This is a genomic window from Luteibacter sp. Sphag1AF, assembly GCF_014192715.1.
Lineage (GTDB): Bacteria > Pseudomonadota > Gammaproteobacteria > Xanthomonadales > Rhodanobacteraceae > Luteibacter.
Map to the genome: position 1 here is coordinate 353,327 of NZ_JACHYH010000001.1, position 16,432 is coordinate 369,758.

14 protein-coding genes are annotated in these 16,432 nt (G+C 64.0%); 9 read left to right on the top strand and 5 right to left on the bottom strand.

The features are described from left to right. Nucleotides 1-72: 72 nt before the first annotated feature. The 5 genes from dapE to map form a co-directional block, all read right to left on the bottom strand. Entirely contained in the window at nucleotides 73-1,203 is a 1,131-nt protein-coding gene (gene dapE, locus FHW69_RS01660) for a succinyl-diaminopimelate desuccinylase (protein ID WP_183421279.1), read from the bottom strand. A 67-nt stretch (nucleotides 1,204-1,270) separates the two neighbouring features. Beyond that, complete coding sequence (locus FHW69_RS01665; protein ID WP_183421280.1) at nucleotides 1,271-1,621, bottom strand: Spx/MgsR family RNA polymerase-binding regulatory protein; 351 nt, start codon at nucleotides 1,619-1,621, stop codon at nucleotides 1,271-1,273. Nucleotides 1,622-1,625: 4 nt separating this feature from the next. Further along, nucleotides 1,626-2,453: a 2,3,4,5-tetrahydropyridine-2,6-dicarboxylate N-succinyltransferase gene (dapD, locus tag FHW69_RS01670; protein ID WP_183422230.1), complete on the bottom strand. Its 828-nt coding sequence runs from the start codon at nucleotides 2,451-2,453 to the stop codon at nucleotides 1,626-1,628. Continuing rightward, complete coding sequence (glnD, locus tag FHW69_RS01675; protein ID WP_183421281.1) at nucleotides 2,440-5,094, bottom strand: [protein-PII] uridylyltransferase; 2,655 nt, start codon at nucleotides 5,092-5,094, stop codon at nucleotides 2,440-2,442. Before glnD ends, dapD begins: the two co-directional genes overlap by 14 nt. A gap of 70 nt (nucleotides 5,095-5,164) precedes the next feature. Next, nucleotides 5,165-5,932: a type I methionyl aminopeptidase gene (map, locus tag FHW69_RS01680; RefSeq protein WP_183421282.1), complete on the bottom strand. Its 768-nt coding sequence runs from the start codon at nucleotides 5,930-5,932 to the stop codon at nucleotides 5,165-5,167. Between the two features lie 357 nt (nucleotides 5,933-6,289). Between map and rpsB the strand changes: the two genes are divergently transcribed. The 9 genes from rpsB (at nucleotide 6,290) to bamA (ending at nucleotide 16,409) form a co-directional block, all read left to right on the top strand. After that, nucleotides 6,290-7,129, top strand: coding sequence for a 30S ribosomal protein S2 (gene rpsB / locus FHW69_RS01685; protein ID WP_183421283.1), 840 nt, complete (start codon nucleotides 6,290-6,292; stop codon nucleotides 7,127-7,129). Between the two features lie 80 nt (nucleotides 7,130-7,209). After that, nucleotides 7,210-8,088 carry a translation elongation factor Ts gene (gene tsf, locus FHW69_RS01690; RefSeq protein ID WP_183421284.1) on the top strand — a complete coding sequence of 293 codons (879 nt, stop codon included), beginning with the start codon at nucleotides 7,210-7,212 and terminating at the stop codon, nucleotides 8,086-8,088. 147 nt (nucleotides 8,089-8,235) lie between these two features. Next, nucleotides 8,236-8,958 carry a UMP kinase gene (gene pyrH, locus FHW69_RS01695; RefSeq protein ID WP_183421285.1) on the top strand — a complete coding sequence of 241 codons (723 nt, stop codon included), beginning with the start codon at nucleotides 8,236-8,238 and terminating at the stop codon, nucleotides 8,956-8,958. A gap of 101 nt (nucleotides 8,959-9,059) precedes the next feature. Continuing rightward, nucleotides 9,060-9,617: a ribosome recycling factor gene (gene frr / locus FHW69_RS01700; RefSeq protein WP_183421286.1), complete on the top strand. Its 558-nt coding sequence runs from the start codon at nucleotides 9,060-9,062 to the stop codon at nucleotides 9,615-9,617. A 16-nt stretch (nucleotides 9,618-9,633) separates the two neighbouring features. Further along, entirely contained in the window at nucleotides 9,634-10,371 is a 738-nt protein-coding gene (gene uppS / locus FHW69_RS01705; protein WP_183421287.1) for a polyprenyl diphosphate synthase, read from the top strand. Nucleotides 10,372-10,384: 13 nt separating this feature from the next. Then, nucleotides 10,385-11,206 carry a phosphatidate cytidylyltransferase gene (locus tag FHW69_RS01710; protein ID WP_183421288.1) on the top strand — a complete coding sequence of 274 codons (822 nt, stop codon included), beginning with the start codon at nucleotides 10,385-10,387 and terminating at the stop codon, nucleotides 11,204-11,206. After that, nucleotides 11,206-12,387, top strand: a complete 1,182-nt coding sequence (locus FHW69_RS01715) for a 1-deoxy-D-xylulose-5-phosphate reductoisomerase (RefSeq protein WP_183421289.1) — start codon at nucleotides 11,206-11,208, stop codon at nucleotides 12,385-12,387. The genes FHW69_RS01710 and FHW69_RS01715 overlap by 1 nt, the downstream gene beginning before the upstream one ends. A gap of 47 nt (nucleotides 12,388-12,434) precedes the next feature. Continuing rightward, a complete protein-coding gene (gene rseP, locus FHW69_RS01720) occupies nucleotides 12,435-13,781 on the top strand; it encodes an RIP metalloprotease RseP (RefSeq protein ID WP_183421290.1) in 1,347 nt (448 codons plus the stop codon). Between the two features lie 222 nt (nucleotides 13,782-14,003). Further along, nucleotides 14,004-16,409 carry an outer membrane protein assembly factor BamA gene (bamA, locus tag FHW69_RS01725; protein ID WP_183421291.1) on the top strand — a complete coding sequence of 802 codons (2,406 nt, stop codon included), beginning with the start codon at nucleotides 14,004-14,006 and terminating at the stop codon, nucleotides 16,407-16,409. Nucleotides 16,410-16,432: the final 23 nt, after the last annotated feature.

The following is a 16,432-nucleotide window of genomic DNA, read 5'->3' on the forward strand; positions in this document are numbered from 1 at the left end:
TCGGGCTGAAGCGAGCTTGCGGGGGAAGATCATGTGGCCATAGCAGGACAATTCGACGGGAGCTGTGAGCCGTCAGCGCAGCATGCGTTCGCAGATGGCTTCGTAAAGATCGGGAAGGCGCTCCAGCTGATCGACTGCCACGCTTTCGTCGACCTTGTGAATCGTCGCATTCACCGGGCCCAGTTCAATCACTTCAGCGCCCATCGGCGCGATGAAGCGACCATCCGACGTGCCACCACCCGTGCTTTGTTCCGGATCGATGCCGCAAAGATCACGGCACACCGACACCACCACCTCGCGCAGCTTGCCGCCCGGCGTCGCCAGAAACGGATGGCCAGACAGATGCCAGTCGATGGAAAAATCGACGTCGTATTTGCGCAGGATCGCTTCGCAGCGCTCGCGAAGCTCGTCGGCCGTGCTCGCGGTGGAGAAACGGAAATTGATGAGCGCCACCAGATCGCCGGGAATGACGTTGTTGGCGCCGGTGCCCGAATTGATGTTCGACACCTGGAATGAGGTGGGCGGGAAGTCTGCATTCCCCTCGTCCCAACGCTCGGCCGCCAGTGCAGCCAGCGCAGGCGCAAACGCGTGGATCGGATTACGTGCCTTTTCCGGATAAGCCACATGACCCTGAATGCCACGAACATTGAGGGTGCCGGACAACGAGCCACGCCGCCCCACGCGAATCAGATCACCCAGGCGCGCTTTCGCGGACGGCTCACCGACGACACAGGCGTCGATGCGTTGCCCCGTCGCCTCGAAGTGTTCCACTACCTGACGCACGCCATGCAGTGCCACGCCTTCCTCATCACTGGTCAGCAACAGACCGACCGTGCCGGCATGATCGGGGTGCGCGCGAACGAAGCGCTCCAGCGCGATGACCATTGCTGCCACCGAGCCCTTCATGTCGGCCGCGCCACGGCCGTAAAGCACACCGTCGCGGATGGTCGGCTCGAACGGCGGTGTTGCCCAGTCCGATTCCGGTCCCGGCGGCACTACGTCGGTATGCCCCAGGAACGCGAGGACAGGACCGCTGCTGCCGTGGGTGATCCACAGATTGTCGACATCAACGAAACGCAGCCGCTCTGCCCGGAACCCCGCCACTTCCAGCCGGGCCGATATCGCGTCCAGACACCCGGCATCTTCCGGCGTGACGGAACGACGGCGGATGAGATCACAGGTGAGGTCGAGAACGTCGGACATGCGGGGAAATGCCTGTTGAGGGATGGGCACCCTGCATGGCAACAGCCATGCAGGGTGGTAACGGGTCTTACTTGCCGAAGCGGGTCTTGAAGGCGTTGTCGGTAAAACCGACCGTCACCTCATCGCCCGTGACAACCACCGGCCGCTTGATCAGCGCGGGGTATTCCTTCAGCAGCAGCGTCCATTCCGGATCACTCTGCGGATCCTTGCGCTGCGGCAGCAGCTGACGCCAGGTTGTGCTGCTTTTGTTGACCAGCTTTTCCCAGCCACCCACTTTCGTCGCCCACGCCTTCAGCGTGGCTGCCGGCACGGGCTGTGCGCGGTAGTCGATGAAGGTATGGGGCACCTCGAAGCGGGCAAGCCAGTTGCGTGCCTTCTTGCACGTGTCGCAGTTGCCGAGGCCGTAGATCTCGGTCATCGGATCACTCGCCACTGCGCAGCAGTTCGTTGATGCCCGTCTTGGAACGGGTCTTCTCGTCCACCTGCTTCACGATGATGGCGGCGTACAGGCTGTGGCTGCCGTCCTTCGCCGGCAGGTTGCCTGCCACGACGACGCTGCCTGCCGGCACGCGGCCGTAGCTGACCTCGCCCGTGGCACGGTTGTAGATGCGCGTGGACTGGCCGAGGAACACGCCCATGCCGATGACGCTGCCCTTCTCGACGACCACGCCTTCCACCACTTCGGAACGTGCGCCGATGAAGCAGTTGTCTTCAATGATGGTCGGGTTGGCCTGAAGCGGCTCAAGCACGCCGCCGATACCCACGCCACCGGACAGGTGCACGCCCGCGCCGATCTGCGCGCAGGAACCCACCGTCGCCCACGTGTCGACCATGGTGCCTGCGCCAACAAACGCACCGATATTGACGTAGCTCGGCATCAGCACGGCATCTTTGGCAATGTGCGCACCACGGCGCACGAGTGCACCGGGTACCACGCGTGCGCCGAGGTTGCCGAACTCAAGCGCGTCGCCATCGGCAAAGCGCAGCGGCACCTTGTCAAAGGCCGACGAAGGACCGCCGTCCATCACGCGATTGCCATTCATGCGGAAGTACAGCAACACGGCCTTCTTCAGCCACGCATTGACGGTCCAGCCGCCCTTGCCGTCCGGCTCTGCCACGCGGCGCTCACCGGACTCAAGCAAGTCCAGCACCTGATCCACGGCAGGGCGCAGGCTGCTTTCGATTTCCGACTGGGTCAGGTCAGCGCGACGCTCGAACGCATCGTCGATCAGGGATTCAAGGGTTTGCATTTGCATGTACGACATTCCTGGATTCGCCGCCGATCCAGCGCAGCAGGACCTCGCGCAGGATGTCCCTGCGTTCGGCCGAAAGCGGCGCATTCTGACGGTCAGTCAATTGAAAGAAATCTTCGACGCGTTCGCCGAAAGTGGCGATGCGCGCATCATGCACGCGCACCTGCGCTTCGGCCAGCGCCTGCGCCACCGCCGCCAGCAAGCCGGGGCGATCCGTGCACACAAGCGCAAGCTGGGTACGACCTGCCGCCTCCACAAACTCGATGCGAGGCGGCATCTGGAAATGACGCAGGTGACGGGACAGGCTGCGCTTGGCCGGCTGTTGGCCGGCGGTCTGCACCAGTGCACGCTGCATGCGCAGACGCAGCTCGTCAGCGCGCTGCAACGTTGCCGGCGCCTGTGTGTCGGCCTCCAGCAACAGGAAGGTGTCCAGCGCCATTGCGTTGCTGGAACTGAGAATGCGCGCTTCAACGACAGAGAATCGCAGACGGTCGAGCATGGCCGTCACAGTGGCGAAAAGGCCATCGCGGTCTGTGGTGTAAATGAAGAGCTCCGTGCTTCCGCGCACCGAGAACGGATGCACCTCAACCAGGGGCGTTTCACCATTGGCGCGCAGGATGGCGGCCGTCTGCCAGGCAATCTGCTCGGGGCGGTGTCGCAGAAAGCTGGTATCCGGGAATTCACCCCAGACGCGCGCGATCTCTTCAGCGGGGACGTGATCGGCTACCAGCATCGACAGCGCGCGCTCGCGACACTCGCGTACGCGAATGCCTGCATGCGCCGGCAATTGGAGATCACTGCGCAGTGCGTAACGCGTGGCGGTGTACAGGTCGGCCAGCAGCCGGTCTTTCCATGCGTTCCACAGTTTCGGACTGGTGCCGATGATGTCGGCGATGGTCAGCAGATACAGATGATCCAGCCGTTCCCAGTCACCCACTACCGTGGCGAAACGGTGCACGACGTCCGGATCGGTGATGTCCTGACGTTGCGCCGTGGTGCTCATCAGCAGATGCCAGCGCACCAGCCACGCTACCAGGTCGGTTTCCTCATCGGCCAACCCGACGCGCGTGCAGAATTCCCGGGCGTCTTCTTCGCCCAGCACCGAGTGATCGCCGCCACGGCCCTTGGCAATGTCGTGGAACAGCGCAGCCAACAGAAGCAGTTCGGGTTTTTCCAGTGACGGCCAGATTTCGCATGCAATGGGAAAATCGCGGCGCGCGCCGGGATCGGCAAAACGCGCCACGTTGCGCAGCACGCGCAGCGTATGCTCGTCCACGGTGTACACGTGGAAAAGGTCGTACTGCATGCGGCCCACGACGCGACCGAACGCGGGCAGAATCGCAGCCAGCAGGCCATGCCGGTTCATCCGCCACAACGCTTCCACGGCCGGCGCGCCACGGCGCAACAGCGCAAGGAACGCTTCCAGCACGTGCGGCTCATCGGCCAGCGTTTCGCCGTGAATGGATACGGCATGCTGGATGCGACGCATGGTTTCGGCAGTGAAGCCCGAGATGCCCGGCTCATCAAGCCGTGCAATGAAAATTTCCACCAGTGCGGCAGGGCGACGCTGAAACAGATGCGGATTGCGCAATGCGAGGCGCGCGCCATAGCGGACGTAATCGGCGCCCACCGCCTGCGGTTCCGATTCGGGTTCGAGCATTTCCTCGAAGCGCTCGGCCAGTTGCACGCCCACCCGTTCAATCAGCGTGGCTGCGCGGTAGTAGCCCTGCATGAACTGTTCAACGCCCAGATTCTTGGCATGTTCGTCCTCAAACCCCAACCGCGCGGCGATGGCGCGCTGGTAATCGAACAGCAGGCGCTCTTCCGCGCGCCCCGCTTCCAGATGCAATGCGTAGCGATAACGGCGAAGCGTCTCTTCGGCGCGCAGCAATCCTGCCGCTTCCACTGGCTCGAGCAAGCCTTCACCCACCATCGCGTCGAAGTTCGGCGCATGCGCCAGGCGCAGGCCCAGCCAGCGCAGCGAATCAAGCGTGCGCAGGCCACCGGGGCCGTCCTTGATGTTGGGCTCAAGATTGTGGGCGGTGTCGTCGTAGCGGGCGTGACGCGCATCGCGCTCGGCAAGGCGCGCGGCAAGATACGCACGCGGTGGCCACAGCTCAGGGTCAGCCAGGATGCCCCGCAGTTCCGTCTCCAGGATCGGCTGCCCCACCAGACGGCGTGCGTCCAGCAGACTGGTAAAGACGCTCACGTCGGTCTGCGCCAGCGCACGGCACTCACCCACCGTGCGCACGGCGTGCCCGGGCTTCATGCCGATGTCCCACAGGCAGGCAAAGAAGCTTTCCAGCGCGCGCGACACCGCCGGGGACGATTCGCCCACCAGCGCCAGCAGGTCAACGTCCGAGCAGGGAAACAGCAGGCCGCGGCCGAAGCCCCCCACTGCAAACAGCGCGGCGGCAGGAATGTCGCCAAGGCAGGCGCCCCACACGTGCACCACGATGCGCTGCACGGCTTCACCGCGACGGCGAGCCAGCGCGCTGGCGTCCTCGCCCTCCCGGAACGCGACATTCAGATCGCGGTCGATGTCACCAAGAAGCTGCCGCAATGCGCGCCGCGCGTCGGGCGACACGCCCGAACGGGGAACGACGGCAGGTAGGCGTGGAAGCGGCGGAAGCGTCACGTCGGGGCCTGCTCGGGCGGGAGTGAAACAGCGCCTGTCCGCACAACTGCGGACAGGCGCAGGAATAACGTCAGGAGGCGTCCGGCCACGGGGTCAGGATTTCAAAGCCATCCTCGGTGACCGCAATGGTGTGCTCCCACTGGGCAGACAGCGAGTGATCCTTGGTGACCACGGTCCAGCCGTCCGGGAGTTCCTTGGTTTCGCGGCGACCGGCGTTGATCATCGGCTCCACCGTGAAGGTCATGCCGGCTTTCAGCTCCAGGCCCGTGCCCGCGCGGCCGTAATGCAGCACCTGCGGCTCGTCGTGGTAGATCTTGCCGATGCCGTGGCCGCAATACTCACGCACCACGGAGAAACCCGCCGCTTCCGCGTGCTTCTGGATGGCCGCGCCAACGTCGCCAAGGGTGGCGCCGGGACGCACGGCCTGGATGCCACGCATCATCGCCTCGTGGGTGGTTTCCACCAGGCGTTTGGCCAGCACGCTGGGCGTGCCCACGAAGTACATGCGGCTGGTGTCGCCGTGCCAGCCATCCTTGATGACCGTAACGTCGATATTGACGATGTCGCCGTCCTTCAGGACCTTGGTTTCCGTGGGGATACCGTGGCAGATGACGTGATTGACCGAGGTGCAGACCGTTTTCGGAAAGCCCCGGTAGCCGACGTTGGCCGGAATGGCCTTCTGGACGTTGACGATGTGGTCGTGGGCCAGACGGTCCAGTTCTTCGGTGGTCACGCCCGGCTTCACGTGCGGGACGAGCATGGCCAGCACTTCGGCTGCCAGCTTGCCGGCAACGCGCATGCCTTCGATTTCTTCCGGGGTTTTCAGGATAACTGCCATAAACGTTCTCTGCCGGTAAGGCGCCATGCGGCCTGGGGAGGGCATACAGATGGCGGCCAGAGGCGGCAAATTCCACCACCTTGTCGCCAGAATGCCCCTCGGGCTACAATTAGCGAGTTTTGCTGACCGGGCAACCGCCTTCTTTAAGGCTCCGGACGCAGGATCGAAGCGCGATTGTAACCTCATCAGGGCTTAATCAGCCCCGTCAGGGCCATCGCTTTAAACGCCACACACGCATCGGCACCGCCTTCGGGGTGCCCCGCCCTTCAGTGAACCGGGCGGGGTCGAAGCCGGGGATGCGTGGAGGTCCCAACCCCCACAGAACCGCCTCGGCGCGGTTCGCCCAGGAGTAATTCCATGGCACAAGTCACCATGCGCGAGATGCTGGAAGCCGGCGTCCATTTCGGCCACCAGACCCGTTACTGGAACCCCAAGATGGCTCCGTACATCTTCGGCGCCCGCGGCAAGATCCACATCATCAACCTCGAAAAGACCCTTCCGCTGTTCACCGACGCGATGAATTTCCTGTCGGGTCTGGCACAGAAGGGCGGCACGGTCCTGTTCGTCGGCACCAAGCGCTCCGCCCGTGAGTCGCTGGCCGAAGAAGCCACCCGCGCCAACCAGCCGTTCGTCACGGCCCGCTGGCTCGGCGGCATGCTGACCAACTTCCGCACGGTCAAGCAGTCGGTTGCCCGCCTGAAGGAACTCGAAGCCGCCGAAACCGACGGTTCGTTCGACCGCCTGGTCAAGCACGAAGTGCTGGCCCGTCGTCGCGAGCGCGAGAAGCTGCAGAACTCGCTGGGCGGCATCAAGGACATGAACCGTCTGCCGGACGCCCTGTTCATCGTTGACATCGGTCACGAAGACATCGCCGTCCAGGAAGCCCGCAAGCTCGGCATCCCGGTCGTCGCCGTTGTCGATACCAACTACGACCCGGCCCTCGTCGACTACGCCATCCCGGGTAACGACGACGCCATCCGCGCGATCCAGCTGTACGCCCGCGCCGCCGCCGACTCCATCCTGGAAGGCAAGGCTGCTGCCCCGCAGCACGCCGCCCGTGGCAATGCTGACGAATTCGTCGAAATGGACGAAGAAGGCAAGCCGGCAGCCAAGGACGAGCGCGGCGACCGTCGCGGCGCCCCGGCCAAGAAGGGCCCGGCAGGTCCGCGTCGTGAAGGCGGCCGCGGCCGCGCGTAAGCGCCCGCCCCGATTCTTCGGTTCCATCCGGCACCGCGGCACATCCGCCGCGGTGCCCACCAAATTCTGAGGAAATACACATGGCTGAGATCACTGCAAGCCTCGTTAAAGACCTGCGTGAGCGTTCGGGCGTTGGCATGATGGAGTGCAAGAAGGCACTCGTCGAAAGCAATGGCGACATCGAAGCCGCCATGGAAGCCCTCCGCAAGAGCGGCGCCGCCAAGGCCGACAAGAAGGCCGACCGCGTGGCTGCTGAAGGCCTGATCGCTGTCGACAAGAAAGACGGCGTCGTCGTGATGGTGGAAGTCAACAGCGAAACCGACTTCTCCACGAAGAACGACCAGTTCATCGCTTTCACGAAGGCTGCCGCCGCTGCTGCCCTCGCCGATGGCATCACCGACATCGAGGCGCTGAAGGCCTCCCCGCTCGGCGACACCACGGTGGAAGGCGCAGCCAAGGACCTGACCCTGGTCATCGGCGAGAAGTTCGACGTGCGCCGCATGGCCCGCATCGAGTCCGACGGCGTGCTGGCGAACTACTCGCACGGCGGCCGCATCGGCGTGCTGGTGGCCCTCAAGGGCGGCACTGAAGAGCTGGCCCGCGGCATCGCGATGCACGTCGCCGCCATGAACCCGAAGTTCATCTTCGAGTCGGACATCCCGGCTGACTTCCTTGAGAAAGAAAAGGAAATCGAGCTCAGCAAGATGACCGACAAGGAAAAGGCCAAGCCGGCCGAAATCCTCGAGAAGATCGTCAGCGGCAAGGTCAACAAGATCAAGGCTGAAGTCACCCTCGTCGGCCAGCAGTACGCGCTGGACGGTGACGTGACGGTGGCCGAAGTCCTCAAGAAGGCCGGTGCCGAGCTCATCTCGGTGCAGCGCATGGCTGTGGGCGAAGGCATCGAGAAGGTCGTTGACGACTTCGCTGCCGAAGTCATGAAGCAGGCTGGCCTGGCGTAAGCCTCTCCAACCTGACAGCAGTACCCCGAAGGCCGCGAGTGATCGCGGCCTTCGCTTTTTGTGAGGGCCGTACGCACCCCGGTAGGACCGGGAGGCGCGCTGCCGTTACACTACTGCTGTTTTGCCCACACAATCTGGAGATCCCCCATGAGCACACCGCTGAATCATCGCCGCATCCTGCTCAAGCTCTCCGGCGAAGCGCTGATGGGAACCGAGGACTACGGCATTGATCCGAAGATGATCGGCCGCCTCGCCAAGGAAATCCTCGAAATCGTCAGTGAAGGCGTGCAGGTTGGCGTCGTCATCGGCGGCGGCAACATTTTCCGTGGCGCCGGCCTTGCGGCCGCCGGCATGGATCGCGTAACGGGTGACCACATGGGCATGCTGGCCACCGTCATGAACGCCCTGGCCATGCAGGACGCCATCGAGAAGCTGGGCGGCGAAGCCCGCACCATGAGCGCCATCAAGATCAACGAAGTCTGTGAGGACTTCATCCGCCGCCGCGCCATCCGCCACCTCGAAAAGGGTCGGGTCGTGCTGTTCGCGGCCGGTATCGGCAACCCGTTCTTCACCACCGACTCCGCTGCCGCCCTGCGCGCCGTGGAAGTGGGCGCCGACCTGTTGCTGAAGGCCACCAAGGTCGACGGCGTGTACACGGCGGACCCGAAGCGCCACGCCGATGCCGAGCGCTACGAGCACCTCACCTACAACCAGGTGATCGAGCGCCGCCTCGAAGTCATGGACACCGCCGCCATCGCGCTGTGCCGCGACCACCGCCTGCCCCTGCGCATCTACGACATGACCGAGCCGGGCAACCTCATGCGCATCATGAAGGGCGAGCCCGTCGGCACGCTGGTGGACGCCGGCTGACCGCCGCCACACCCACCGTCCGGCCGTGCCGCGCTGCGAGATAGGCGCTGCGGCCACACTGCTATACTCGCCTGCTGACCAGATCCACCGGGAAAACGCCCATGATCAACGACATCAAGACCGATGCCAAAACCCGTATGGGCAAGAGCATCGAATCGCTCAGGCATGAGCTGAAGACGCTCCGCACGGGTCGCGCCAACGCCGCCATTCTCGACAACATCCAGGTGCCCTATTACGGCACGCCGACCCCGCTGGCCCAGGTGGCCAACGTATCGACGCCCGACGCACGCTCGCTGTCGGTAAAGCCGTTTGAAAAGACCATGGTCGGCCCGATCGAGAAGGCCCTGATGGCGTCCGATCTGGGCATCACGCCCACCACCATGGGCATGGAAATCCGCCTCAACTTCCCGCCGCCGACCGAAGAGCGCCGCAAGGAGCTGGCCAAGAAGGTCGCGCATTATGGCGAGGACGGCAAAATCGCCATCCGCAACGTCCGTCGCGATGCCATTCAGAAGGTCAAGGACCTGCTGAAGGACAAGGCCATTACGGAAGACGAGCAGAAGCGCGCCGAAGACGACATCCAGAAACTCACGGACCAGTTCGTGAAGGAAGTGGACGACGTCGTGAAAGAAAAGGAAAAGGAGCTGATGGCGCTCTGAGGCGCCATCGCATCTCATGGCAAGTCCGGCTGCGCGCGTCCCGCGTCATGTCGCCATCGTCATGGATGGCAATGGCCGCTGGGCGAAGAAACGTCTTCGCCCTCGCAGCTTTGGTCACCATGCCGGGCAGAAAGCCGTGCGCGAGGCCGTGGAATTCAGCCTGCGCAACGGCATTGAATCCCTGACGCTGTTCGCGTTCTCCAGCGAAAACTGGAACCGCCCGGCCACCGAAGTCGGCGCCCTCATGGACCTGTTCCTGAAGGCGCTGGACAAGGAAGTGGATGAATTGCACGGCAATGGCGTGCGCATCCGCTTCGTCGGCGACCTGGATGCCTTCGCCCCGGAACTGCGCCAGCGCATGCTCGGAGCCATGGAACGCACGGCGGGCAACGCCGCGCTCAACATGAATGTGGCCGTCAATTACGGCGGTCGCTGGGACATCGCCCAGGCCGCCCGCAAGGCGGCCGAGGCCGTGGCCCGCGGCGAGCTTGCCGCCAGCCAGATCACCGAAGACACCCTGGCCTCGTATACCTGCCTGGCCGACCAGCCTCCGCTGGACCTCTTCATTCGCACCGGTGGAGAACATCGCGTCAGCAACTTCCTGCTCTGGCAGGTCGCTTACGCCGAACTGTATTTCACCGACACCCTGTGGCCCGACGTCGACCAGGCCTGCCTCGCAGAGGCCCTCGACGACTATGCCCGCCGCGAGCGCCGCTACGGCCGCACCGGTGAGCAGGTCGCCAACGCCAGCTGACGCCGAGACCTACATGCTCAAGACCCGTGTCATCACCGCTGTTTCCCTGATTCCCCTCGTGCTGGCGCTGATCCTGCTGCCGCCGACCTGGCTGTTTGCCGCCTTCGCGTCACTGGCCTTCCTGGGCGCCGCCTGGGAATGGAGCGCGCTGGCAGGCTGCCGTACCCGCAACGGCCGTGGCGTCGTGGTGGCGGTGGCTGCGGCCCTGCTGCTGGCGCTGAACCTGGTCCGCACTCCGGACGTGCTCAGCGTGCTCGTCTTCATGGGCGTGGCCTGGTGGATCGGCGTGCTGTTCTGGCTGCGCAACCTCACCTTCGCGGCAGCACCCAGTGCGGAAAACCGCATGCTCAAGCTCGGTGCAGGCGTGCTGCTCCTCGTGCCCACCCTGGCCGCCGCCATCTCCCTGCACAGCTCTGAACCGCATGGTCACTGGTGGATGCTGTTCGCACTGGTGCTCGTGTGGGTGGCCGATACCGGCGCCTATTTCAGCGGCCGCTTCCTCGGCAAGCGCAAGCTCGCGCCGCGGGTCAGCCCGGGCAAGACCTGGGCAGGCGTGTACGGCGCCGTGGTCGCTGGCGCCCTGTTCACCTGGCTGGGTGGCTGGCTGCTCGGTGTCACCGATACCGCACACATGATCGGCCTCATCGTACTGGGCGTACTCACCGTCGCCGCGTCGGTCACGGGCGATTTGTACGAAAGCCTGATGAAGCGCCACGCTGACGTCAAAGACTCAGGCACGCTTTTCCCGGGCCACGGCGGCCTGCTGGACCGCCTCGACAGCGTGTTCGCCGCCCTGCCCGTGTTTGCAGCCGGCAAACTGATTCTGGGGCTGTAATGGTTACCAACGTCGCCGTCCTCGGCGCCACCGGCTCCATCGGCACCAGCACCCTGGACGTCATCGCGCGACACCCGGAGCGCTTCCGCGCCAGCGTGCTGGTGGCACATCGCAGCGTTGAAGCCCTTGTGGCGCTATGCCAGCGCTTTCGTCCCGACCTGGCAGTCATCGCCGACCCGGCGATGGAAGGCGAACTGGTGCGCCGCCTCAAGGCCGCCGACGTGCGCTGTGACGTGGGCGCCGGCCCGGATGCCGTGGTAGCCGCCGCATCCGGCTCGCTGTGCGACACCGTGGTCGCCGCCATCGTGGGCGCCGCGGGCCTTGAGTCGACCCTCGCCGCCGCGCGCGCGGGCAAGCGCCTGCTGCTGGCGAACAAGGAATCCATCGTGATGGGCGGGGCGCTGCTGCTTGACGCCCTGCGCGAAGGCGGCGGCGATCTGATCCCTGTGGATTCCGAGCACAACGCCATTTTTCAGTGCCTGCCGGGCGGCCGCCCCGACCTGCGGGCTTCCGGCGTGCGCCGACTGATCCTGACCGCCTCTGGCGGCCCGTTCCGCGGCCGCACCCGCGCCGATCTGGGCAGCATCACGCCCGATCAGGCCTGCGCGCACCCGAACTGGTCCATGGGACGCAAGATCTCGGTCGATTCGGCCACCCTGATGAACAAGGGGCTGGAAGTCATCGAGGCGCATTACCTGTTTGGCGCCCCGGCCGATGCCATCGACGTGGTGGTGCACCCGCAGAGCCTGGTGCATTCCATGGTCGAGTACCAGGACGGCTCCGTGCTGGCCCAACTGGGCAATCCGGACATGCGCACCGCCATCGCCCACGCCCTGGCATGGCCGGAGCGCATCGAGGCAGGGGTCGCCCCCCTGGACCTGACCCGCACGCCCAGCCTGGCTTTCGAGCCGGCCGACACCGACACCTTCCGCTGCCTCGCCCTCGCCTTCCAGGCTCTGCGGGCCGGTGGCGATGCCACGGCCATCCTCAACGCCGCCAACGAGGTTGCGGTGGATGCCTTCCTGGCCGGCGCACTGCCTTTCCTGGCCATCGCCGAGGTGGTGGAGCACGTCCTTACGGAACTGCCGCCCGAAGCCGTGGTCGATGTCCGGACCCTTGTTGCGCGCGACGAAGCTGCCCGTCAGGCCGCCCGCAAGGTGCTGGCCCGCGCTTGCTGCTAAGCTAGCTCGACCCGAACCGCGATACTTCAAGAAGCGTCCCCTAGAAAATGAGCCCCATCCTCGGTTCCGTGTTCTGGTTGCTTGTCACGCTTGGCGTGCTTGTGACGTTCCACGAATTTGGCCACTACTGGGTCGCCCGCCGCTGCGGGGTCAAAGTACTGCGCTTTTCGGTAGGCTTTGGCCGGCCGCTGTGGCGCCGTGTGGCCAAAGACGGAACCGAATACCAGATTGCCGCCATCCCGCTGGGTGGCTACGTGAAAATGCTGGACGCCCGCGAAGGCGACGTGGCCCCTGAAGACCGGGCGCAGGAATTCACCGGCAAGCCGATCTGGCAGCGCATCGCCATCGTGGCGGCCGGTCCCGTGTTCAACCTCATTTTTGCCATCGCTGCGTTCTGGGCCACGTTCGTGATCGGCCGCCCCGATGCCGTGCCCTTCATTTCGGTTGCCCCGAACAGCCTCGCCGCACAGGCCGGCATGGTGTCGGGCGATCGCATCGTCAGCATCGACGGGAATCCCACCACCACCTGGAGCGAAGCCGGCGAAACGCTGGTCTACGCCGTGGTCGGCCGCTCTCCTCTGCCCCTGCATGTGCAAGGCACCGATGGCACGCAGCGTGACGTGGTTCTCCCCCTGCAGAAACTCCCTTCCGGTGGTGACGTCAGCAAGGATCTCACCGCGCTTGGCCTGTCCGCTCAGGCCGGAACGACGCTTGTAGGCGCCGTGACGCCGGGCGATCCCGCCGCGCGCGCTGGCGTGCAGGGAGGCGACCGCATCATCAGCGTCAACGGCCGCCCGCTGGGCGACTTTGAAGCCCTGACGAAGGCCGTGCAGGAAGAAGCCGCGAAGTCGCCGACCATGGCTCTCGTCGTCGAACGCGCTGGCAAGCAGCAACAGCTGACCGTCATCGCAGAAAAGAAATCCGTTCAGGGTCAGCCGCCGCGCTGGCTCGTGGGCATCGCGCCTGCGCCGCCTGAAGCGGCCATTCTGCGATACCCGCCAGGCAAAGCCTTCACTGCGGCCCTGCAAACCACCTGGAACACCGCTGCCGGCACGCTCAGCCTCATCGGCAAGATGGTCACCGGCCAGGCCTCTGCGAAAAATCTTTCGGGTGTGATCGGCATTGCCCAGGTTGCCAATGATTCGGCCGGCCGGGGCCTCGCCTGGTTCCTGACTTTCCTCGGATCAGTGTCGCTCAGCCTTGCCGTCCTGAACCTGCTTCCCATCCCGGTCTTGGACGGCGGTCACCTGCTGTATTACCTTATTGAGTTGGTCAAGGGCCGCCCGGTAAGCGAGCGGACCATGATTGCAGGCCAGTATGTGGGTCTGGCGCTGCTGTTTACGATGATGGGCGTCGCGTTCTTCAACGACATTCAGCGAATTTTTGTTTCGTGACATCAAAGTTCGGATTTCACGGACCTTCGGCGTCATTGCGTTGTCCAACCGCGACATCTCCGGTCATGACCGGCGAGGGCGCAGGGCGTAGCAAGCTTCAAACCGACCGCAAGCGCCTGCGCGCCTGCGGTCATCCATCGTCGGGAACGATCCCGGCAATGGCACCTCTTCGGAAGATGGCCTCGTCCGCCATCGTCCAGAATTAACTCAACGGAATCGACGATGAAGCGTATCGCCGCCTTGATTTTGCTTGCCTCCCTGACTGCGAATGCACTGGCTTTCGAGCCGTTCGTTGTTTCCGACATACGTATCGACGGCCTTACGCGCATTGCGCAAGGCACGGTGCTCAGCTATCTGCCCATTGAAAAGGGCGACACGCTGAACGACGAGAAGGTCCAGGCCGCCATCCGCGCCCTGTACCAGACCAAGTTCTTCAGCGATGTGGAAGTCGACCGCCAGGGCGACATCCTGGTCATCAAGGTCGTTGAGCGTCCCGCTATCGCCAAGCTCACGCTTCGCGGCAACAAGGACATCAAGGAAGACGACCTGCGCAAGGGCCTGAAGGAAATCGGCCTGGCCGAAGGCGAAACCTTCGACCGCCTGTCCCTGGACCGCGTGCAGCAGGAACTCATCCGCCAGTACTACAACCGCGGCAAGTACAACGTGTCGGTCGATCCGCACGTCACCAGGCTGGATCGCAACCGCGTCGCCATCGACATTGAAATTCGCGAAGGCAAGGCCGCGAAGATCAAGGAAATCAACATCGTCGGCAACAAGGCGTTCACCGACAAGGCGATCCGCGAAGGCTTCGAGTCCGACACCACCAACTGGCTGTCCTGGTACTCGAAAGACGACCAGTACTCGCGCGAAAAGCTCAGCGGCGATCTGGAAAAACTCAGCGCGTACTACATGAACCGCGGCTACGCCGACTTTGGTGTCGATTCGACCCAGGTTGCCATCAGCCCGGACAAGCGCGCCATGTACATCAGCAGCAGCGTGAAGGAAGGCGAGGTTTACACCGTCTCCGACGTCAAGCTGCTCGGCGAACTGATCCTCCCGGAAGAAACGCTGCGCAAGCTCGTCTTCATCAAGAAGGGCCAGACCTTCAACCGCGGCGCCATCGAAGCCAGCACGGATTCCATCAAGGGCATCCTGGCCAACATCGGCTACGCGTTTGCCAAGGTCACGCCGATTCCGAAGCTGGACAAGGACAAGCGCACCGTCGACCTCACCCTGTTCATCGAACCGGGCAAGCGCGTGTACGTTCGCCGCGTGGTGTTCCAGGGCAACACCCGTACGGAAGACGAAGTGCTCCGTCGCGAAATGCGTCAGCTGGAAGGCGGCTGGTACTCGCAGGCCGCGATTGACCGCTCGAAGACCCGTCTGCAGCGCCTCGGTTACTTCAAGACCGTGGACATCGACAAGGCTCTGGTGCCCGGCACCGTCGATCAGGTTGACCTGACGGCGAAGGTCGAGGAACAGTCGGCCGGCAGCCTGATGTTCGGCGTGGGCTACTCGCAGTACTCCAAGATCATCCTCAGCGCGTCCGTGTCGCAGAACAACTTCCTCGGCACCGGCGACCGCTTCTCGGTGGGCGCGGAAACCAGCTCGTACTACAAGCGAATCAACGCGAGCTACGTCAATCCGTACCTCACGGACAATGGCGTGCAGCTGGGCTACAACGTCGGCTACAGCAAGCTCGATTACGGCGATACCGATCTGGCGAACTACACGTACAGCACCAAGTCGTTCCAGACGACGCTGTCGTTCCCGATCACCGACTTCGACTCGTTCAACACGAGCCTCGGCGTCAGCAGCAACCTCATCAACTCGCAGGTCACCACGCCGCGTGAACTGGTGGCTTATCAGGACGCCATCGGCAACCGCACGATCCACTCCTGGACCAGCAGCATCGGTTACACCCATGACACCCGCAACGGTTACTGGGCTCCGACGCGCGGTGGCCAGCTGAGTGCATCCGTGGAAGGCGCCCTGCCCGGCTCGACCGTGCAGTTCTACAAGATCTTCGGCGAAGCCAACCATTACTGGCCCGTCGGCGGCGGCTTCGTGCTGTACCTCGATGGTCAGATCGGCTACGGCAAGACCTACGGCCAGACCTACGACAACAACGGTTACGACGCCAACGGCAACATCATTTATCGCAAGGGCGACAAGATCGACTTCCCGTTCTGGGAAAACTACTACGGCGGCGGTGTGCGCGACGTACGTGGCTTCCAGGACAACACGCTCGGTCCCCGTCTTTGCGATGGCGCAAGCACCTCGCCGACCCCGGCGAAGGACGGCTCGTGCTCGGGCGGTTACTACAGCTACGGTCAGCCGATCGGTGGCGCGTTCAAGGTGCTCGGTACCGCGCAGGTCTTCCTGCCGCTGCCCTTCCTGAAGGACGTGAACACGGCCCGCGTGTCCTGGTTCGTTGACGTCGGTAACGTCTACAAGGACTACTCCGCATTCAGCGCCAGCGAACTGCGTGCATCGACCGGTCTGTCGCTCCAGTGGCAGGCGCCGATTGGCCCGCTGATCATCAACTTCGCCGTGCCCATCCGTAAGAAGGATGAGGACAGCCGCTTCGTCGAACGCATCCAGTTCACGTTCGGCAACACGTTCTGATAAGGGCGTGAAGAGTAAAGCGT